This is a genomic window from Variovorax boronicumulans, assembly GCF_009811375.1.
GTDB lineage: Bacteria > Pseudomonadota > Gammaproteobacteria > Burkholderiales > Burkholderiaceae_C > Variovorax > Variovorax boronicumulans.
In genome coordinates this window covers 174,112-194,295 of the sequence record NZ_BKDH01000002.1, presented here as the reverse complement: position 1 = coordinate 194,295, position 20,184 = coordinate 174,112, and the positions used below count along the sequence as shown (strand labels likewise).

The 20,184-nt window shown below is 69.7% G+C and carries 18 protein-coding genes; 2 read left to right on the top strand and 16 right to left on the bottom strand.

Annotation, left to right across the window (positions count from 1 at the left end; genetic code table 11):
- Positions 1 to 15: 15 nt before the first annotated feature.
- From VHAB30_RS20785 to gspG, 15 genes are all read right to left on the bottom strand, one after another.
- Complete coding sequence (locus VHAB30_RS20785) at positions 16 to 2,235, bottom strand: phosphocholine-specific phospholipase C (protein ID WP_159278674.1); 2,220 nt, start codon at positions 2,233 to 2,235, stop codon at positions 16 to 18.
- Positions 2,236 to 2,267: 32 nt separating this feature from the next.
- Entirely contained in the window at positions 2,268 to 2,444 is a 177-nt protein-coding gene (locus VHAB30_RS20780) for a hypothetical protein (protein ID WP_159278474.1), read from the bottom strand.
- A 50-nt stretch (positions 2,445 to 2,494) separates the two neighbouring features.
- A complete protein-coding gene (locus VHAB30_RS20775) occupies positions 2,495 to 4,552 on the bottom strand; it encodes a LamG-like jellyroll fold domain-containing protein (protein ID WP_159278473.1) in 2,058 nt (685 codons plus the stop codon).
- 456 nt (positions 4,553 to 5,008) lie between these two features.
- Positions 5,009 to 5,908 (bottom strand): 5'-nucleotidase, encoded by a 900-nt coding sequence (locus VHAB30_RS20770; protein ID WP_099795206.1) that lies wholly within the window; start codon positions 5,906 to 5,908, stop codon positions 5,009 to 5,011.
- Between the two features lie 22 nt (positions 5,909 to 5,930).
- Complete coding sequence (gspF, locus tag VHAB30_RS20765; protein ID WP_159278472.1) at positions 5,931 to 7,175, bottom strand: type II secretion system inner membrane protein GspF; 1,245 nt, start codon at positions 7,173 to 7,175, stop codon at positions 5,931 to 5,933.
- A 9-nt stretch (positions 7,176 to 7,184) separates the two neighbouring features.
- The gene (locus tag VHAB30_RS20760) at positions 7,185 to 8,576 is read right to left on the bottom strand and encodes a GspE/PulE family protein (protein ID WP_095948274.1); all 1,392 of its coding nucleotides are present in this window, start codon (positions 8,574 to 8,576) and stop codon (positions 7,185 to 7,187) included.
- 27 nt (positions 8,577 to 8,603) lie between these two features.
- Positions 8,604 to 10,937 (bottom strand): type II secretion system secretin GspD, encoded by a 2,334-nt coding sequence (gene gspD, locus VHAB30_RS20755; protein ID WP_159278471.1) that lies wholly within the window; start codon positions 10,935 to 10,937, stop codon positions 8,604 to 8,606.
- A gap of 7 nt (positions 10,938 to 10,944) precedes the next feature.
- Positions 10,945 to 11,748: a type II secretion system protein N gene (gspN, locus tag VHAB30_RS20750; RefSeq protein WP_159278470.1), complete on the bottom strand. Its 804-nt coding sequence runs from the start codon at positions 11,746 to 11,748 to the stop codon at positions 10,945 to 10,947.
- A 23-nt stretch (positions 11,749 to 11,771) separates the two neighbouring features.
- Positions 11,772 to 12,323 carry a type II secretion system protein GspM gene (gene gspM, locus VHAB30_RS20745; RefSeq protein ID WP_095948277.1) on the bottom strand — a complete coding sequence of 184 codons (552 nt, stop codon included), beginning with the start codon at positions 12,321 to 12,323 and terminating at the stop codon, positions 11,772 to 11,774.
- A complete protein-coding gene (gene gspL, locus VHAB30_RS20740) occupies positions 12,320 to 13,531 on the bottom strand; it encodes a type II secretion system protein GspL (protein ID WP_159278469.1) in 1,212 nt (403 codons plus the stop codon). Before gspL ends, gspM begins: the two co-directional genes overlap by 4 nt.
- A gap of 132 nt (positions 13,532 to 13,663) precedes the next feature.
- On the bottom strand, positions 13,664 to 14,710 hold the full coding sequence (gspK, locus tag VHAB30_RS20735; protein ID WP_159278468.1) for a type II secretion system minor pseudopilin GspK: 1,047 nt from the start codon (positions 14,708 to 14,710) through the stop codon (positions 13,664 to 13,666).
- Positions 14,707 to 15,399 (bottom strand): PulJ/GspJ family protein, encoded by a 693-nt coding sequence (locus tag VHAB30_RS20730; RefSeq protein ID WP_159278467.1) that lies wholly within the window; start codon positions 15,397 to 15,399, stop codon positions 14,707 to 14,709. The genes gspK and VHAB30_RS20730 overlap by 4 nt, the downstream gene beginning before the upstream one ends.
- Positions 15,399 to 15,779 carry a type II secretion system minor pseudopilin GspI gene (gene gspI, locus VHAB30_RS20725; RefSeq protein WP_070060011.1) on the bottom strand — a complete coding sequence of 127 codons (381 nt, stop codon included), beginning with the start codon at positions 15,777 to 15,779 and terminating at the stop codon, positions 15,399 to 15,401. The genes VHAB30_RS20730 and gspI overlap by 1 nt, the downstream gene beginning before the upstream one ends.
- The gene (locus tag VHAB30_RS20720; protein WP_159278466.1) at positions 15,776 to 16,282 is read right to left on the bottom strand and encodes a prepilin-type N-terminal cleavage/methylation domain-containing protein; all 507 of its coding nucleotides are present in this window, start codon (positions 16,280 to 16,282) and stop codon (positions 15,776 to 15,778) included. The genes gspI and VHAB30_RS20720 overlap by 4 nt, the downstream gene beginning before the upstream one ends.
- Positions 16,257 to 16,697: a type II secretion system major pseudopilin GspG gene (gspG, locus tag VHAB30_RS20715; protein ID WP_056573020.1), complete on the bottom strand. Its 441-nt coding sequence runs from the start codon at positions 16,695 to 16,697 to the stop codon at positions 16,257 to 16,259. Before gspG ends, VHAB30_RS20720 begins: the two co-directional genes overlap by 26 nt.
- A gap of 50 nt (positions 16,698 to 16,747) precedes the next feature.
- Between gspG and VHAB30_RS20710 the strand changes: the two genes are divergently transcribed.
- On the top strand, positions 16,748 to 17,380 hold the full coding sequence (locus VHAB30_RS20710) for a type II secretion system protein N (protein ID WP_159278465.1): 633 nt from the start codon (positions 16,748 to 16,750) through the stop codon (positions 17,378 to 17,380).
- Between the two features lie 29 nt (positions 17,381 to 17,409).
- Here the strand turns inward: VHAB30_RS20710 and ilvA are convergent, their stop codons facing one another.
- Entirely contained in the window at positions 17,410 to 18,975 is a 1,566-nt protein-coding gene (gene ilvA / locus VHAB30_RS20705) for a threonine ammonia-lyase, biosynthetic (RefSeq protein WP_235926873.1), read from the bottom strand.
- 73 nt (positions 18,976 to 19,048) lie between these two features.
- On the opposite strand from ilvA, the gene VHAB30_RS20700 reads away from it, so the two are divergent.
- Complete coding sequence (locus tag VHAB30_RS20700) at positions 19,049 to 20,179, top strand: hypothetical protein (RefSeq protein ID WP_159278464.1); 1,131 nt, start codon at positions 19,049 to 19,051, stop codon at positions 20,177 to 20,179.
- The last annotated feature ends 5 nt before the right edge of the window (positions 20,180 to 20,184 follow it).

Genomic DNA, 20,184 nt, shown 5'->3' with positions numbered 1-20,184 from the left:
GGTGTCACCCTGACCTCAGGCGGCGGCCGTGCCCATGGCCGGGTCGCTCACCGAATGCCGACCGGTTTCCACGCGGCCCGCGAAGCGGCGGTAGTAGCTGGTGTCGGCGTCGCAGGTCACTTCGAAGTCGTACCAGGCGCCGCTGGCGGCCAGGTCCCAGTGCTGCTCGGCCGAGGTGCCGCCGGCCACGGTCGCGGTCCAGGGGCCGTCGGTGCGGTAGGCCCGGGGCCGCACGGTGAACTTGCAGGCGTTGCGACCGCCGTTGAGCATCTGCAGGTAGACATTGCCGTTGGCGATGTCGTAGCACACGCGCACTTCGGGGTTGGGCGCATCGCCGGCGCGCAGGCTGTTCAGGTCGCCGCGGAAATGGCGATGGAAGCCGTTGGGGCCGAGCACCCACAGGTCATAGAAGCCCGTGTTGTCGAGCATCGCGTTCCAGGTGTCGTCCAGCGTCTTGCCGGCCTCGACCATGTAGCGGCGCGGCAGGCGTTCCAGGTTGAGCTTGTCGTACACGTGAAAGACGGCGGCGGCCTTGCCGGTGTTGGCGAACAGCAGCCGCACCTTGCCGCTGGTGGCGTCGTTGCGTGCGCTCACGTGCAGCTCGTAGGGCAGGGCGCGCGAGGGGCGCGTGCCGGCGGCCTGGCGCGGCAGCTGTGGCGTGGCAGGCATCGGGACCTGCGCCTGGGCTTCCTGCGCCGCGCGCTTGTCGTTCGCCTGCGTACGACTCGTGCGGCCGGCCAGCGTCGGCAGCACTTCGTTGTTGGGCGTGGCGAAGTTGAAGGCGCTCGTCAGGTCGCCGCACACCGCGCGCCGGAACGGCGAGATGTTCGGCTCCTTCACGCCGAAGCGCGCCTCGATGAAGCGGATCACCGAGGTGTGGTCGAAGGCCTGCGAGTTCACCCAGCCGCCGCGGCTCCAGGGCGAGATCACGTACATCGGCACGCGCACGCCGGGGCCGTAGACGCGGCCGTCGGGCGCGGGCTGCCTGGTGGTGCCCGGCGGCTTGGGGTGCGTGAAGCGCTCGAAGGCGATGTCGGCCTCGGGCAGCGTCGTCTTGCCGGCGGGCGAGCCGTCGGGGTTGAGCGAGGGCGCGGCGGGCGAGGGGTAGTGGTCGAAGTAGCCGTCGTTCTCGTCGAAGTTGATGAGCAGCACGGTCTTGCTCCACACCTCGGGCACGGCGGTGAGGGCATCGAGCGTTTCCTGGATGTACCAGCCGCCTTCCACCGGGCTCGACGGTCCGGGGTGCTCCGAGTAGGTGGCGGGCGCGATGATCCACGACACCTGCGGCAGCTTGCCGTTCTTCACGTCGTTGCGGAAGGCGTTCAGGTACTCGTCCACATTGGCGCCGGGCATCGTGTTGGCGATGCCCTTGTACAGCGGGTTGCCGGCATCGTCGCTGGCCGGGTCGTAGGCCGGCACCGGGCCGGTGTTCTTGATCGGCTTGCCCGAGGCCTCGCTGGCCTGGCGGTACTGCTTGAAGCCGACCAGCGGGTTGTCGCCGAAGTTGTCGCGCATGTTTTCATACACGATCCAGCTGACGCCGGCGGCCTGCAGGCGCTCGGGGAAGGTCTTCCACTCGTAGCCGGTGGTCGAGGGCGGCGTGTAGCTGTCGTCCCACTCGTTGGTGACCGAGGCCACGTTCGCACCCGTGGGGCCGTTGGTGCCGGTCCAGTGGAACATGCGGTTCGAGTTGGTGCCCGTGTGCATGCTGCAGTGGTAGCCGTCGCACAGCGTGAAGGCGTTGGCCAGCGCGAACTGGTACGGCAGCTCGGCCTGCTCGAGGTAGCCCATGGCCTGGGTGTACGGCGCGGTGCCGGTCTTCTTGTACCTGACCCACTGGTAGGCGCGGCCGCCGTCCCAGGCGTTCTGGCCGTCGTTCCAGTCGTGCGGCGTGCCGGCCACGCGCTGCGCGTTGCCCTTGGTCTGGTCCAGGTGGTAGGGCAGCACGGGCGCGCCCGTCTCGTCGGCCTGCTGCCAGACGTTGCGACCGCCCGGCAGCGGAATCGTGAAGCGGTCGCCGAAGCCGCGCACGCCCATGAGCGTGCCGAAGTAGTGGTCGAACGAACGGTTCTCCTGCATCAGGATGACGATGTGCTCGACGTCCTTGATGGTGCCGGTCTTGTTGTTGGCCGGAATGGCCAGGGCGCGGCGGATGCTCGGCGGGAAGGCCGAGAGGGCGAGGGCGGCCGCGCCGGTGGTGGCGGTGCCCGTGAGGAATTTGCGGCGTGAATTCATGGTCTTGTCGTGGGATGTCATGACGTCGCGTGTCACGGTGCGCAGCGCATTTCGGGCTTCACGCCGGGTTCGGGCTGGGGCTGCGGTGGCGGCGTGATGATGGGCGGAATGCCGCCACCGCCGTTGTCGCTGCCGCCGCAGGCGGACAGCGTGCAGGCCAGGAGGAAGGCGGCCAGCAGGCGCGCGGGGAGGGAAGCTTGGAGCAGCATGGGGTGATCCTCTCTTTGTGATGTCGTGGAGATCGGGGTGATCGGAGTAATCAGGGCGCCAGTGCCGACAGCGGCTGGCCCGAGGTGTATATGGCCGTGAGCTCTTCGGCGGTGAGCGCGCGGTTCCAGATCGCGAAGTCGTTGAAGTCCATCGCGCCGCGCGGCGAGGCCGACCAGCGCTGGTAGTACAGGCCGGTGGCGTCTTCGTTCAGGGCGATGCCCTTGCCCAGGCCGCCGAGTGCGGCGACCAGCGCATTCGAAAGCGCGACGCTGCCGGTCTGCGTGCCCTTCACGGGGTCGAACACATAGCCGCTCATGTTCTTGCCGGCCTTGTCGACGACCATCGCCACGTAGGCCCAGCGGCCCGCGCTCAGGAAGTGCTTGCCCTTGATCTCGCCGCGGCCGCTGCCGGTGCCGGTGTTGAAGCGCAGCTCGCAGTTGCTGAACAGGCCGAGTGCCAGGCCGGCGTTGTCGCCGGTGTCGTAGTTCTTGTTGGCGATGACCGAGGCGCCGTTGCTCACGCCCTGGCTGCAGGTGGCGTCGGTGCGCAGCCAGAAGCCGAAGGTGAAGGCGGCCACGGCGGAGGCCGTGGTCACGTCGCGCGTCTGCAGCAGCTTGTAGCCGGCCATGCCGCTCGCGTTCTTGATGCGGCTGTCCACGCGCAGCGCCTGCACGCGGTAGGGCGGCTGGAAGTTGTCGTCGGCCACGAGCGAGCCACTGTCGGCATCCGCGGCCATGGGCGCGAGCGTCGCGGTGGCGTTGAGGTCCAGCGCGGGCAGTGCGTCGAGCGGGAACAGGTTGACCAGGCCCACCTTCACGTAGGCGATCTGCGCGGAGATCGAGACGTTGGCGCCACCGGCGGCGACCGTGTATTGGAAGGCGTAGAGGCCGTCGGCCGCGGCCTTGACGGGGTCGGTGTAGCGCGTGGCGCCGGCCGGCAGCGTGGCGATCGGCTTGCCGTCGCGCAGCACCTGCACCGGGTCGCCGAGGTCGCCCGCGAGCGTCCACGAGAGTTCGATGCTGCTGCGGTCGGCGCTGGTGCGGGCCGCGAGTTGCTGCACGGCGGTGGTGGCCTGCAGGGCCTGGCCGTTGAGGTTGTAGGCCGCAGTCGCGGGCAGCGCGCCGAGGTGGCGCAGCACTGTGGGCGCGATGTCGGTCGCGGCGGCCGACTGGCGCAGCGCGGTGTCGTCGGCCGGCGAGGCGGCGCCGACGGCGGGCAGCGCGGGCAGGGTCTTGTTGCTGGCGATGAAGACGGTCTTGTTGTCGACGTCCTTCAGGCTGGTGACGCCGCCGAAGGCATCGAGGCCGTGGCCGGTCGTGAGGATCACGAGCCAGTCTTCCTTCGCATCGTTGGCCGTGCGTTGCGCGATGCGCGCGAGCAGCTGGCTGACGGCCGTTGCGGTGTCGGAGACGGCGCGCTGGTAGCTGTCGCTGCGCAGGCCGTTGGCGGCCGCGGCGGCCGGCGCGCTGTACTGCGCCACGAGCAGGTCGTAGCCTGCGCCGATCAGGCGCGTGGTGTTGGCAGTCACGCAGGCGTCGGCACCGGCGCAGTCGACGGCGGTGTCGAGCGTGCCGGTTTCCGCGAGCAGCAGGTTCGGATACAGCGTGTTGGCGGTGACCGATGCGGTGAGGTAGCCCGCGTCCTTCTTCTGCTTCGCGAAGGCGAAGACCGAGGGCGCGAGCTTGGCGTCGATGCGTTGGTCCGCGGTGTCGGCGCGCACCGCGTGGCGCGGCACCCAGGTGCCGGTCAGCAGCGTGGCCCAGCCGGGGCCGTCGGTGGCGGGCTGCTCGCTGAGCGCGCCGTCGGTGCCGCCGGTCCATGCGGGAGCGAGCTGCAGCGATTGCAGCGCGGCCGGCACCTTCTTCTGTGCGATGGCGTCGCGCAATGCTGCATGCGTGAGGCCGTCGATCTCGACGATCAGCGCCTTCGGGCCGCTCTTGCCTTCGTTGGGCGTGCTGGCCGGGGGCGGCGTCGGGGTGCCGCTGATCGGGGGAAAGGCAACGCCACCGCCGCCTCCACCGCCGCAGGCCGCGAGCGCGGCGGAAATCGCAAGGGGCAACAGCCAGCGCGTGAGAGGCGCGGCGTGCGTGAGGGAGTTCGGACGCATCGGAAAAGCCGTTCGGTTCTTGTTGTCTGTCGAGGGAGGTGAAAGGCCGGCGCGAAAAAAAAGTGCCACGAAGGCACTGCGCACCGGACAGGCGACAAGACTAGGGAGAACCCGTTACTCGGCAGTGAACGAGCGATGACAGTGGGACGAAACGCGCGTGACAACGCGCTGGTCTTTGAGGTGGCGAGAGAAGGGCTGGGGCGCGTGCCCAGGCCACCGGGTACTTCCCTCCGCGAATGTCCCCCGGCCTGCGGCCTCCTCCTTGATTTCGCTGCGGGAAGCACCCAGTGCCCTGGGCACGGGAAGCAGCGTGGGGGTGCGGCCGATCAACGGCCGTACTGCCCATCGATCACGTCGATGGGGTGCCTTGCGCAGCGAAATCAAGGGGGAGGCCGCAGGCCGGAGGACATTCGCGGAGCAAGGTGCCCCGTCGGCGGGATCGCGCCCTGAACGGCGTCAGGACTCGTTGCTGATGCCACTCGACACATGCCCCGCAGGCACATGCCGCGAGGCCGCATCGACGTGACCGGTCTGGTCGTCGAAGAAGAAGTCGGGCTCGAACTCGCGCAGGAACTCGCCCTTGGGCAGGCCGCCCAGGAACATCGCTTCGTCGACGCGGATGTTCCATTTCATGAGCGTGCGGATCGCGCGCTCGTGCGCCGGTGCGCTGCGCGCCGTGACCAGTGCGGTGCGGATGCGCATCTGCGCATTGCCCGCCATCTGCAGGCGGTGCAAGGCCATCAGCAGCGGCTTGAACGGGCCTTCGGGCAGGGGCAGGTCGGCCTTGCTGAGTTCGTGCGCCTGGAAGGCATCGAGGCCCTCGGCCTGGAACACGCGCTCGGCCTCGTCGCTGAAGAGCACCGCGTCGCCGTCGAAGGCGATGCGCACTTCGTTCGGCCACGCATCGCTGGCCTTCACCGATTCGACCAGCACGCGCGCGGCGGGGAAGCCTGCGGCGAGTGCCTCGCGCACGTCTTGCGCGTTGACCGACAGGAACAGGTGCGCGCGCAGCGGGCGCAGGTAGCCGAAGGGCGGGCGGCCTTGGGTGAACACGCCGCGCTGCAGCTTGATGTCGGCCGCGGCGCTCGACTTGAAGATGCGCATGCCCGACACCGGGTCGTTGCGCGAAAGAATGACCACCTCGACGCGCTGCACGCCGTCTTCGTTGAAGCGCAGCAGCTTGCGGATCAGCGACGACGCGATGCCGGGGGCGGCCGGTTCATCGATGCGGTCGAGCTGCAGCTTCATGTAGCCCTCGTTGTCGCCGGCCTCGAAGATCTTGTTTTCTTCTTCGAGGTTGAACAGGGCCCGCGAGGAGATCGCGACCACGAGTTTGTCTTCGAGCGTTACGGGCATGTGAGGGGCTCCCCGTCCGTCGTCACTTGACGAACTGATTGAGCTGGATGATAGGCAGCATCACGGCCAGCACGATCAGCATCACGACGCCGCCCATTGCGACGATGAGCAGCGGCTCCAGGATGGTGGCCAGGTGCATCGCGCGGCGCTGCACTTCGGCGCCCAGCTGGTTGGCGGCGCGTTGCAGCATCACGGGCAGCGTGCCGGTCTGTTCGCCCAGGCGCGCGAACATCGACACCAGCCCCGGGAAGCGTTTCTTCTGCGCCAGCGCGGAGGCCAGCGGGGCGCCTTCGCGCACCAGCACCAGCGCGTCGAGCGCGTCGGCGCGCATGGCGCGGTTGCCCAGCGTTTCGGAGGCGGCCTGCAGCGCGCGCAGGATGGGTACGCCGGCGGTGGCCAGCATGGCGAGCGTGCTGGCGAAACGTGCCGCGTTGTAGCCGCGCGCGAGCTTGCCGACCAGCGGCAGCTTGAGCCAGGCGGCGTCGAACTTGAGGCGGAAGGCCTCCTGCGCCAGCGCGATGCGCGCACCGATGGCCGCGATCACCACGGCGCCCAGCATCCACCAGCCGTAGTTGCGCACGGCCGCGCTCAGCGACAGCATCACGGTCGTGAGGAAGGGCAGCGAGCGCTTGGTGCCCGCGAACACCTGCGCCACCTGCGGCACCACGTAGCTCACGAGGAAGATCACGATCACGATCGCCACCAGCGTGACGATGGCCGGGTACAGCGCGGCGCCGATCAGCTTCTGCTGCAGCACCTGGCGCTCTTCGAGATCGTCGGCGAGGCGTTCGAGCACGAGCCCGAGGTTGCCGCTTTGCTCGCCGGCGCCGATCACAGCGGTGTAGATGGGCGAGAACTCGCGCGGGTGCGCCGACAGCGCGCGCGCGAAGGGCGAGCCCGCGTTGACCTCGGCGCGCAGCGAGGCCACGAGGTTGCGCTGCGGTTCCGATTCGGCTTCGTCGGTGAGGGCCGTGAGCGCGCGTTCCAGCGGCAGGCCGGCCGAGATGAGGCCGGCGAGCTGGCGCGTCCACACGGCGAGGTTCGTCGAATTGAAGACGCGCTTGCCGCCCCCGAGCCAGCGCGTGAGCGTGCTGCCTGCGCTGCCGCCACCGCCGGCCGCATCGCCACCGCCGACCGGCTTGACCGACAGCGGGATGAGCGCCTGCGCCCGCAGCAGGCCGCGTGCGGCGCGCGCGGTGTCGGCCTCGAGCACGCCCTCGCGCGACTGGCCGCTGGCATCGATGGCTTCGAAGGAATAGGCGGGCATCGCGGGTCGCTACTCGCGGGTGACGCGCAAGAGTTCGGCGCGCGAGGTGATGCCGGCCTGCACCAGCCGTTCGCCGTCTTCGCGCATGGAGCGCAGGCCGCCGCGTGCGCCGGCTTCGAACAGCGCGCTCTCGGCGGCCTTGCCGTGGATGAGTGCCTGCACCTCGTCGTCGGCCACGAGCAGCTCGAAGATGCCGGTGCGGCCCTGGTAGCCGGTCTGGCCGCAGACCTCGCAGCCCGGGCCGCCGCAGGCGGTGCAGACCTTGCGCACGAGGCGCTGGGCCAGCACGCCGAGCAGCGACGAACTCAGCAGGAAGGGCTCCACGCCCATGTCGGTCAGGCGCGTGACGGCACTCACTGAATCGTTGGTGTGCAGCGTGGCCAGCACGAGGTGGCCGGTGAGCGAGGCCTGGATGGCGATCTGCGCGGTTTCGAAGTCGCGGATTTCGCCGATCATGATCACGTCGGGGTCTTGCCGCAGGATGGCGCGCAGGGCCTTGGCGAAGGTGAGTTCGATCTTTGCGTTGATCTGCGTCTGGCCCACGCCCGGCAGCTCGTACTCGATGGGGTCTTCCACCGTCATGATGTTGCTGCGGCTCGCATCGAGCCGGGCCAGCGCGGCATACAGCGTGGTGGTCTTGCCCGAGCCGGTAGGGCCGGTCACGAGGATGATGCCGTGCGGCTGCGCAATGAGCTTTTCGAAGCGCGCCAGCGAGTCGCCCTGCATGCCGACCGATTCGAGCGTGAGCTTCGATTCGCTCTTGTCCAGGAGGCGCAGCACGGCGCGTTCGCCATGCGCGCTGGGCAGCGTCGACACCCGCACGTCGACCGCGCGCGTGCCGATGCGCAGGCTGATGCGCCCGTCTTGCGGCAGCCGCTTCTCGGAGATGTCGAGGTCGGCCATGATCTTCAGGCGCGAGATCAGCGCGGCGTGCAGCGCGCGGTTGGGCTGCACCACTTCGCGCAGCGTGCCGTCGATGCGAAAGCGCACGGACGACGTGCGCTCGTAGGGCTCGATGTGGATGTCGCTGGCGCCGTCGCGCGCGGCCTGCGTGAGCAGCGCGTTCAGCATGCGGATGATGGGCGCGTCGCCGGCGCTGGCCAGCAGGTCTTCGACCGCCGGCAGCTCCTGCATCATGCGCGAGAGGTCGGCGTCGTTCTGCACTTCGCTGACCACCGCGGCGGCGCTCGATTCGCCCTGGGCGTAAGCGGCGCTGATGCGCTGCGCGAGCGGGCCGTCGTCGAGCACCTCGAAGGCCTGCACGCCGTACTTGCGGGTCACTTCACCGACGGCGCTGCGTGCCGGATGGGAAGACATCCACAGCGTGTGGCGGCCGTCGTCCGTGGCTTCGAGCAGCAGTTGCTGGCTGCGTGCGAACGCGTAGGGCAGGGGATAGCGCATGGGGGGATGGCGTGTGCGAAACGGGGCTCAGGGCAGCTCGCGCGAGCTGGTCGGGTCGGCGGTGGGCGGCAGCGCGCCGCGCAGCGGGCTGGGCGCGAGCCGGCGGTTGTCGGTGGCGGGGCGCGGCGGCGGGATGAGCTGCGTGCCTTCCATGCGGGTCTCGCTGTTCTTCTTGCCGCTGTCGCTGCTGTTGAGGCGGTTGATGCGCACCAGCGGCGCCTCGGGCAGCACGGGCGCCGAGTCGACACCGCGCAGCATGATGTTGTCGGTGTTGGGCTGCGTGCGCTGCTGCATGCCGCGGATCTCGTCGTAGCGGTCGTAGGCGAAGGCTTCGGTGGAGGCACCGTCGCGCATCACGGCGGGGCGCAGGAACATCATGAGGTTGCTCTTGTCGCGCGTGCGCACCTCGTTCTTGAACAGGTTGCCGAGCACCGGGATGTCGCCGGCCACGGGCACCTTCTCGACGGTGTTGCCGTAGTTGTCGGAGAGCAGGCCGCCGAGCATCACGAGGCCGCCGTCTTCCACCAGCACGCTCGACTCGATGGAGCGCTTGTTGGTGGTCGGGCCGTTGGGGTCCTTGGCCGTGTTCTGGTCGACCGTGGAGGTCTCCTGGAAGATGGTCATCTTCACGGTGCCGTTCTCGTTGATGGTCGGGCGCACGCGCAGCGTGAGGCCCACGTCCTTGCGCTCCACCGTGGTGAACGGGTTGATGCCGACCGAGCCCGAGGTGCTGGCGTACTGGCCGGTCACGAAGGGCACGTTCTGGCCGATGACGATCTTGGCTTCTTCGTTGTCCAGCGTCAGCAGGTTGGGCGTGGACAGCACGTTGGCGTCGCCGTCGCTGTTGAAGAAGTTGGCGATGGCGCCCAGGATGTACTGGCCGCCGATCTTGCCGGCGATGCCCAGGTTCAGGCCGGTGGAGGGCCGCACGTTGGCGACGTCGCGCGTGGCCAGGGCCTGCGTCAGCGCCAGGATGTTGGCGCTGGCCAGGCTGGAGTTGGTGCCGATGACGGCGTTGTTGCCCAGCGCGCTCTGCCACTGCACGCCGAAGTTGGCGGCCTTCTTGGCGCTGACCTCGACGATGAGCGCCTCGATCATCACCTGCGCGCGGCGCCCGTCGAGCTTGTCGATCACGGCGCGCATCTGGCGGTACTGCGGCTCGGGCGCGGTGATGATGAGCGAGTTGGTGCTCGGGTCGGCCTGGATCTGGCCGCCGGTGGACGGCTGGTTGGCGTTGTTCAGCGGCGCGTTGGCCGCGGCCGAACCGCCGCCCTGGGTGTTGCTGCCGCCGAAGCTGGCCTGCGTCATCGGCATGCTGGCCGGCGGCACCGACGAGCCGGCGCTGCCCGCGGCGCCGGGCGCGCCCGGCACCTGCGACTGCTGCTGGCTCGCGGCCATGGCGGCGCGCAGCGTGGCTGCGAGGCGCACCGCATCGGCGTTCTTCAGGTAGACCACGTAGATGTTGCCGGCCGCGCCGTTGCTGCTTTCGGCCGGCGCACGGTCGAGCTTCTCGACCAGCGTGCGCACGAGCTGCGCGCGTGCCGGGTTGGCGGCGCGAAGAATCAGCGAGTTGCTGCGCGGGTCGGCCATCAGCGTGGTGCGGAACGACGCGTCGGCCCCGCCCGGCGCGGCGGCACCGGGCGCGCTCGCACCGCCGCCTTCGACCAGCCGCGTGACCAGCGGCACCATGTCGGTGGCCACCGAATGCTTGAGCTGGATGACTTCGATGTCGGACGCGTTGGGCACGTCGAGCGACGCGATGATGCGCGCCAGCCGGCGCATGTTGTCGGCGTAGTCGGTGATCACGAGCGAGTTGTTGCCCGGGTTCACGTTGATGGTGTTGTTCGGCGGGATCAGCGGGCGCAGCACGGGCAGCAGGCTGTTGGCCGATTCGTAGTTCAGGCGGAAGATCTGCGTGACGATCTGGTTGCCCGCGGCCGAGCTGGCACCGCTGATCGTGGTGTTGACGGTGCTGGTCTGCAGCTTGGCGTCGGCCTCGGGCACCACCTTGTACAGGCCGTCGGCTTCCACCACCGCAAAGCCCTGCAGGCGCAGAGCAGCGGCAAACTGGTTGAACGCAGCGGCCGGCGCCAGCGGGCGGTCGGTGACCAGGTTCATGGTGCCCTTGACGCGTGGGTCGACCACCACGTCGCGCCCCGTGACCACGGCCATGGTGCGGGCCACGGCCTCGATGTCGGCGGCGGCGAAGTTCAGCGTGATCGGTTCGCCGCGCCGCGGGGCGTCGCCGGTCTGCGCGTAGGCGGGCGGCAGCACCGGCACGAACGACGCCGCGATCAGCAGGCGTACCGCGAGCGCGACGAGGCCGGGGCGGGTGCCGGACGAGGACAGAGGCTTCTTCATGGTCGGATCAACCCAGGGTGATGATCGAGCGCGCACCGTCGCGCCGCCCGATGATGTTCAACAAATTGGAAAGTGCGTCTTCGCGGCCCGGTGCCGCGCTGGCTTCGCCGTTGAAGCGCAACGCGGTGCCGCTCCAGTCGCCGCTGCCGTTCAGTTCGAGGCTGCCTTCGCGCGTGCTCAGCAGCAGCGTGGGGCGCGTGCCGCCTTCGAGCGACAGGCGGTAGCTGCCCATCGGCCGCAGGGTCGACAGGGCGGATGACACATCGGTGGCGTCGAGCGTGGCCTGGCCCTCGATGCGCAAGGCGGGGCCGTCCCACTGCATGGCGAAAGCGCGGGTGTTGAGGTCGAGCGCGCCTTCGAGCTTGAGCGTGTTCCAGGGCGCGCCCAGGCCGGTGAGCAGCGTGGCGGGCCAGCGCGAGCGGGCGTCCTGCCAGGCGAGCTGCAGGCCGTTGGCGCGCGGGCTGGCTTGCAGGCCCAGCGGTTGCGCTGCGCAGCAAGAGAGGTCGAGGCGCGCCGACAGACCGCGCCAGTTCGGCCACATGCGCCAGTTCAAGAGGCCCGGCAACGAGACGGCCTGCGTGCCGCCGGCGCCGCTGGCGAACACGACGGCGGCGGTGCCGTTCCAGACCGTGCCGCGTGGGTTGACCAGCAGCAGGCGGCCTTGCGTCCAGCCCGAGAGCGCCGAGGCCAGCCAGCGCGCCGGTGCGAACAGCACGACCGCCACCAGCATGCCGGTCGCGGCGCCGAGCACGGCCCAGCGCCAGCTGCCGCGGCGCGGCTGGAGGTCGGGGACCGGGGGACGTCTCGCCATGCCGTGCGGTGCGTGGGGCTGCTTCAGCGCGGGGCGGGCAGCGCCATCACGAGCGTGCCGTCCCAGCGGGGTTGCGGAGGTTGGTCGGGCGTGGCGGGCGCAGGCTTGGCGCCTGGCGGCGGCGGTGCGACGGGCGCGCGCGTCAGGTGCACTTCGCGCGGCACGGCGTGGGCATTGCCGCGCGCCTGTGCGAGCCATTGCGCCAGGTTCTGGGCCGGCGCGCCGCGCAGCGTGACGGTGGCGGCGCCGTCGCCGCCGGCCGTCATGAGCTGCGCGTTCGTGACGCCGAGGCCGTCGCGCACCGAGCTTTCGAGCGCGCGCAGGGCGTCGTCGCGCGCCAGGCGCGGTTGCGACTGCAGCGCCTTCGCGCGGTTCTGCAAGGTGGCCATCTGCTGGAGCTGGGCGTCGAGCCGTGCGTGTTCGGCCGGTGCCGCGGCCAGCGTGCGCAGCGCGGGGGCGAGCGCGATCCACCAGAGCAAGGCCAGTGCCACCAGCGCGACGGCGCCGATGACGAGGCGGCGCTCGCGCATCCCGAGGACGGCCCAGCGGGCCTTGAGTTGTTCGCTGAAGTTCATCGGTTGGCCTCGGCCTGTACCAGCAGCAGGTCGCCTTCGGTGCGCACCTGGTAGCCGCGCGGCGACAGCGCGGCGGTGATCTGCGTGACCTCCTGCGGCTGCAGCCCGAGGCCACGCAGGCGCAGCTGGCCGGCGCTGAAGTCGATGGCGCTCGGGGAGCGCCCGGGCGGCAGGGCGGTGGCGATGGCGCCGACCATGGGTTCGAAATCGCTCGGTGCCACGTCGCCGACGGCCTGTTGCAGCGCGGCGACCTCGCGGCCCATCTGCAGCGGCGCGTCGACCACGATCTTCACCGAGGGAAAGGTCTGCGTCAGGATGGCGCGCGTGGCCTGGCGCTTGGACTCGAGCGCGTTGCGCTCCTTCCAGGCCCAGGCGTTCAGGCCGATGAGCTGGGTCAGCAGCAGCACCACGACGCCCCAGCGCGCGGCGCGCCATTCGGGCGCGAAGCGCAGCGTCTGAAGCACCGAGGCGAACTTCTTGCCGGCGCGGGCGCGGCCCGTCACGGCGAGGTCGAACTGCGCGAGCTCCCAGGGCGTGCGCGTGGCGTGCAGCCAGCGCTGCGGCGCCTGCACGATCGGCACGCGGCGCTGCAGCAGGTGCTCGGCCGCTTCGGCGACGGCGGGTTCGGTGGTGATGACGGCGGTGTCCAGCGGCAGGCCGTTCGACAGGGCCAGGCCCGCGCCGGCCAGCGGCAGCGAGACCACGCCGTCGCCGTCGCACACCGTGAGTTGCGGCGCCTCGGGCTCGCCCGTGACCTGCAGCAGCGGCGGCGCGTCGGCCGGCTGCGGCGTGAATTCGGGAACGATGCGCACGACGCGCCGGCCGGCGGCTTCGAGCCCCTGCACGACGCTGCGCAGCCAGATGCGGTTGCAGGCCGCGACCCACACCGGCTCGCCGGCCTTGGCGTCGGGCGCGAGCGCGAAGTGCAGGGCTTCCGGGTCGTCGAGCAGGTGCTCTTCGAGCAGGCCGTCGAGCACGGCGCGCAGCTTCGAGGTGCTGCCCATGCTGCCCTTGGGCAAGGTCACGCGGTGCCATGAGAGCGCCGAGGACGGAATGCCGAGCGTGACCTCGGGGCCCGACGGCAGCAGCGTCAGCAGCGCGCGGCCCTGGTCGCGCAGGGCGATGCCGTCCTCACCGGCCTGGGCCCAGTCGTACTCGCCCGCGGCATCGGCCGGAGGGAGGGGGGCAAGGAGCAGCAGCGGGGTCATGTCGGGGGGGTGTCGGAAAAGCCGGTGATTGTAGGAGGGTGGCTTACAAGTTGTTGCTATTGTTTGAATAGCATATCTTGCAGAGACTACGTGCGTTTGACGGTGTTTTGATCAGAGAAAAGGAAAGCGGCGTCAGGGTTTTGCCGGGGGCATGGTGGCGCCCGCGCCACGGGTGCGCCAGACGGTGGTCACGGCCAGGCCCTTGCGAAAGAGCAGCGAGTGCTCTTCCACCCAGGTGCGGTCCAGCCGCAGCCGGCCGTACACCTCGAAATACTGGGTGCCCACGCCGTGCTGGGCCGCGTTGAAGCGCGAGCCGCCGCTGGGCAGGCCGGCGTTGGCTTCCTCGATGTTCTTGAAGAAGGAGCGCCTGCGCCGCTCCACCAGCTGGCGCGCGCTGGCGATGCCCAGCGATTCGACGCTCGCGCTGATGGCCTCGGCGCTGGCCGTGTTGAGGTTGAGCGTGGTGCGCTCCGGCAGGATCGTCACGTAGGGCTCGAGCGCGGCAGCGGTGGCGGGCGAGAGGCCGAGCCACACGAGTTGCGCGACTTCCTGCGGCATCAGCGGAGCGGCGCCGGTGTCGGCGCTGGCATCGCCACCGCCGCTGCTGCCGCCACCGCCGCTACCGCCTGAGGCGGCGTCGGTGCTGCCGGTGTGCAGCGCGCTCGCGAGCCGCGCGGTCATCTGGGTCAGCTCGCCCGCCGGCAGGCCGAGCAGGTTGAAGAGGCGCGTGAAGGTGGCAACGCTGGCCGGCACCGGCTTGCCGGCGTCCACCAGCGACAGCACGTTGAGCTTGGACTGCGCGTCGATGATGCGGCCCGACAGGAAGGCGTCGGGCAGGCCTTCGAGGTTGTCGCTGGCCACGTTCTTCTCGGCCGACAGGAAGCTGGTGAGGCGGGCCTCTTCGAGCGGCACGGCCCAGGGCTCGCCGAGGTGGTCGGGGCCGCCGGCGCGGCCGTCTTCGCCGAGGATCAGGCGCGACCAGTCGAGCGCGCCGATCAGCACCCAGGCCGCCTGCACGCGCGCGCGCTCAGCGCCTTCGACCTCGGCCGAGCGCCACTGCTGCCAGAGCGCAGCGGCGGAGAAGGTGGCGACCAGCATCACGGTCAGCATGGCGGCGAGCAGCGCGGCGCCGCGCTGGCGGCGCGTGCTGGCCACGCGATGGCGTTGCGGCGAGGTCATGAGCGCGGCCCCCCGAGCGTCGGGCGCACCCAGTCGCGCGTGAGCGTGCCCGAGAGCCCGTCGCCGGGCGGCAGGGTCAGCACCAGCCGCACGCCGTCGGGCATGGCGATGAGCGCGCCGGCCGGGTTGGACGGGTTCGCCGCCGCCACGGGCAGCGGCTCCGCCGGCACCCAGGCGTTGTTGCGGAAGTACGCGAGCTGCCAGCTGTTGACCGGCATCAGCGCCACATCGGTGGCGCCGCCGGTGGGGGCGGCGCCGTCCTGTGCCCAGGCGGCCGCGAGGTTCCAGGCCTGCACCCATTCGCCGCGCGTGGCGAAAGGCGCCGACTGCCAGCGCCGCCAGCGCGTGCCGTCCGCGCCGGGGCGCAGCGTCCAGGCGACGACCTGCACGGTCGGCGTGCTGGTGTCGCTGCCGCGGCGCGTCATGCGCAGCACGCGGCCGTCCCAGTCGATCGGGCGGGTCTGCGCGAGCAGGGTGATGGCGTCGAGGTCGGCGCTCCACTGTGCGAGCGTGGCCTGCAGCGTGAGCACCGCGTCGGCGCGCTGCTGGTTCTGCGTGGTGGCGCGCGACATGCTGTCCAGGCCGCGCCAGCTCACCAGTGCGAGCAGCGCCATCACGGCGATGGCGACCAGCAGCTCGATCAGCGTGAAGCCGCGTGCGCGCGGGGGCTTGCGGCTGAGCTTCGTCATCAGACGCGCCCCACCACGGTCGACACGCGCAGCAGCGGTGCGCTGCCTTCGTCGCGCACCTGCACGTCGACGCGCCGGAAATTCGGGTTGAGCGTGGGCACGGTCGTGGTCGTCACCAGGAAGGTGAGGCCGGCCTGCAGGCAGATGGAGCCCGAGTCGCCGACGGCCGGCATCTGCCGCGACAGGCGCGCCTTGGCGAGTTCGTTTTCCGCGCACAGGCCGGCCAGCACGAGGTCGGACTGGCGCTGCGCATTGCGCGTGAGCGACATCGTGGCCTGCGAGCCGGCCGCCAGCGCGAGCGCGACGATGCCCAGCGCGATCAGCACCTCGACCAGCGTGAAGCCGTGGCTGGAGCCGGCGCGCCGCAGCCGTTGCGTCATGGCACGGCGAACACGGTGAAGGGCCGCAGCCCGTCGGTGGCGACGCGCAGCACGCGCGCGGGTGGGCCGTCGCTGTGCAACATGACCTGCTGCGCCGGAATGATGGGGTCGGGACCGAGCTGCAGCGCCGCCACCGGCGTGTCGCCGCCCAGCAGGGGCTGGGCCGTGATGCCTGCGTGGGTCCAGCCGGTGGGCAGCGCGTCGGCGGGCAGGCCGTCGAAGACGAAGCCGCCGCCTTCGACGAGGCGCCAGCGCACCATGACGCCGCTGGCGCGCGACTGGGCGCGGGCCGATTCGAGCAGGGCGGCGAGGCGGTCGGCCTCGCGGTCGAGCGCGGCGGCGTTGGTGTCGCGCATCGCGAAGCTCACGCTGGCGGTCGCGATGGCGATGATCGCGATCACCACGATCAGCTCCAGCAGCGTGAAGCCGCGCGCTGCGCGAGGCGGTGGCAGCACCACGCGGCCGGGGGCGATGCGCTTACTGCCAGCTGCCGATGTCGGCATTCTTGCCCTCGCCGCCGCTCTGTCCGTCGGCGCCGAAGGAGAGCACGTCGATTTCGCCCTTGATGCCGGGGTTCATGTACTGGTACGGATGGCCCCAGGGGTCGTTGGGCAGCTTCTCGACGTAGGGCTTCCAGTTGGGCGCGGCCGGGCCCGCGGTGGGGCGGGTCAGCAGCGACTGCAGGCCCTGCTCGGCGGTCGGGTAGCGCTGGTTGTCGAGGCGGTAGAGCTTGAGGGCCTGCATCAGGTTGTTGATGTCGGTGCGGGCGGCGGTGACGCGGGCGTCGTCGGCGCGCTCGATCACGTTCGGCACGATCAGCGCAGCGAGCACGCCGATGATGACAAGCACCACCATGAGTTCGATCAGCGTGAAGCCGCGTTGTGCGGTGCGGGAGACGGAACGAAGGAGTTTGTTCATAGCTTGCGGGGACATGAGGCGGTAAGCGCGCTGCATGATAATCCGCGGCCATGACAAGTCCTTACTCCGCAGCCCGCTGGCATGCCCCACTTGCAACGACGGGGCTTTGGGCGTTGGCCGCGGGCGCCGCGGTGTTCTGGGCGCTGCGGCTGGCCTCGCCGGCCGACGCCGTGGCTGCGGCGGCCACGATGCCGCGCGCACCGGTCGCGGCCGATGCCGAGGCGGTGGCCCGGTTGCTGGGCGTGGTCACGGTGACGTCGAACGCGCCCGTGGCGCCGGAGGCCGCGAGCCGCTTCGCGCTGTCGGGCGTGGTGGCGGACCCGTCGAACCAGGGCGCGGCGCTGATCTCGATCGACGGCAAGCCGCCGCGGCCGTTCCGCGTCGGCTCGAAGGTCGGCGAGAGCTATGTGCTGCAGTCGGTGGGCGTGCGCGCGGCGACGCTCGGTGCCCAGCGCGACGGGCCGGCGGCGTTCACGCTGCAGCTGCCGGTGCGTGCGCCGCTGAGCATGGGGCTTCCGACGCCACCTGCTGGTCTGCCGTCGGTGTCGCCGGCTGTGCCTGCCGGCCCGTTGCCGGCCACGATGCCGGCAGTGGTGATGCCGCCGCAGCAGCAGTTGCAACCTGCCGCCACGGCGGGCGCCGCGATGGAGCCGCCGCCGCAGGCGCAGACCCCTGCGCAGTAAGCGCAGCGGTCGCTTTCTTTCTCTTTTCTTCAGGCCTGGAGGAACAGGCGGTAGGCCGGGTTGGCCGTTTCCTCGACGCAGGGATAGCCCAGCGTTTCGAGGAAGCTGTCGAAGGCCGCCGACTCTTCGGCCGGCACCTGCAGGCCCACGAGGATGCGCCCGTAGTCGGCGCCCTGGTTGCGGTAGTGGAACAGGCTGATGTTCCAGTTCGGCCGCATCAGGCTCAGGAACTTGAGCAGCGCACCGGGACGCTCGGGGAACACGAAACGCAGCAGGCGCTCGTCGTGCGCCAGCCCCGTGCGGCCACCCACCAGGTGGCGCAGGTGCTCCTTGGCGAGCTCGTCGTGCGTGAGGTCGAGTGCGTCGAAGCCGTGTTCGATGAAGACCTTCGCGATGGTGGCCGACTCGCCACGCGCCGAGGTCGTGAGGCCGACGAACACGTGGGCCTTGGCGGCATCGCTGATGCGGTAGTTGAACTCGGTCACGTTGCGCGGCGCGCCGCCGGCCGGCAGCTGGCTGATGAGTTCGCAAAAGCGACGGAAGCTGCCGCGCTCTTCAGGGATGGTCACGGCGAACAGCGCCTCGCGTTCCTCGCCGACCTCGGCCCGCTCGGCCACGAAGCGCAGCCGGTCGAAATTCATGTTGGCACCGCACAGGATCGCTGCGTAGGTCTCGCCTTGGCGGCCATGCTCGGCCGCGTACTGCTTGATGGCCGCCACGGCCAGTGCGCCGGCCGGCTCGACGATGCTGCGCGTGTCGACGAACACGTCCTTGATGGCGGCGCACACGGCGTCGGTGTCGACCGAGATGTAGCCGTCGACCAGGTTCTGCGCGATGCGGAAGGTTTCCTCGCCGACCAGCTTGACGGCCGTGCCGTCGGAGAACAGGCCGACGTCGGGCAGGTTCACGCGCTGGTGCGCGGCGACCGATTGCATCATCGCGTCGGAGTCGCTCATCTGGACGCCGATCACCTTGATCTCGGGCCGCACGGCCTTGATGTAGTTGGCCACGCCGGAGATGAGGCCGCCGCCGCCGATCGCCACGAACACCGCGTCGAGCGGGCCCTGGTGCTGGCGCAGGATTTCCATCGCGATGGTGCCCTGGCCCGCGATGACGTCGGGGTCGTCGAAGGGATGGACGAAGGTCAGGTTCTGCTGCGTCTGCAATTCGAGCGCATGCAGGTAGGCGTCGGAATAGCTGTCGCCGTGCAGCACGATCTCGCCGCCGAAACCACGCACCGCATCGATCTTCAATTGCGGCGTGGTCACGGGCATCACGATCACTGCGCGCGTGCCGAGCTTGCGCGCGCCGAGCGCAACGCCTTGCGCGTGATTGCCGGCCGATGCGCAAATCACACCGCTCGCCAATTGCGCTTTGCTCAGGTGCGCCATCTTGTTATAGGCACCGCGCAGTTTGAAACTGAATACGGGTTGCTGGTCCTCGCGCTTGAGCAACACGGTATTGCCGAGCCGCTCGCTGAGCGCGCGCGCCTTCTCCAGAGCGGACTCGACAGCCACGTCGTAGACCCGCGCATTGAGGATTTTTCTGAGATAGTCGGCGGGCGTTAACGCCGCAGTAACGGGTGCATTGCGCAAGATCTTTTCCAGGGAGTTTTCATTTGCTAACCATCAATCATAAGAGGCATCGGTATTGCATGCGGGGAATGGCATGGACACAAATGTCATAAACCTATTCCGCAAGGCTCCTGCTGCAAATGATTCCGGTTTTTTTGCGCGCACCTATCCCGCGATTCATACGCCCGCTAATTCACTAACAGTTGGGCAGAATTTGTTATCAGTTTCTGTCAGTGACCTTTCGAAGGGACTGATGCAGGCCGAGGCCGCGCGCGTGCAACGCGGCGAAATCGGACGGCCCACATGGCAGGTCATGGGCAACAGATTGCGTGCGCACATCGTTCCGTTGCTGGGCGATGTGCCGGTGGCCGTGTTCGCGACCGCGGACGTGCAGCGCCTGATCGATCACCTCGGGGAACAAGGCTTTACGAGCACGACGATCGCGCAGTACCTCGTGTTGCTCCGCAAGGTGGTCATGCATGGCGTGCACGTCGGTGCATTGCGCGAGGCCCCCGTGTTCCCGAAGGTCAAGGTGCGCAGCCAGCCGCGCGGCAGCTTCAGCGTGGCGGAGTACCGTGCGCTGATCGCGGCGGCGCGCAGCTTGCGCGGCCATTCGCACCCGGTGCTGGATCGGCTGACGGCCGGCGAACGTTTCTGGATCGCTCGCGAATTGCTCGTCATGCCCGACGAGTTGCCGTGGCTGATCCGCTGGATGGTCAACACCTTCGTGCGCCCCAGCGACATCAAGCTCATGAAACACAAGCACATCGAGGTGGTGCGAGGCAAGCATGTCTACCTGCGGATGAACCTGCCGGAGACCAAGCGGCACAGCCAGCCCATCGTGAGCCTGCGACCTGCCGTTCGTGTCTATGAATGCCTGGTCGCGTACCGCGAGACCCATGGTTTCGGCGGGGCGGAAGACTACATCTTCATGCCGCACCTGAAGAACCGCGAGCACGCGCTGGCGGTTCTCAATTTCTTCTTTCACTGGGTGCTCGAAAAGACCGGTCTCGAGAAAGGACCGCTGGGTCAGTCGAGGACGCTGTATTGCTTGCGCCATACGGCCATCACGTTGCGGCTCTTGTATGGGCAGGGGATCGACATGCTGACACTGGCGCGCAACGCGCGAACGAGCGTCAACATGGTCGAGCGTTTCTACGCATCGGTGCTGAGCGGAGAAATGAATGTGGGGCTGCTGCAGAGCAGGCGTGGCCGGATGAATTGAGGAAG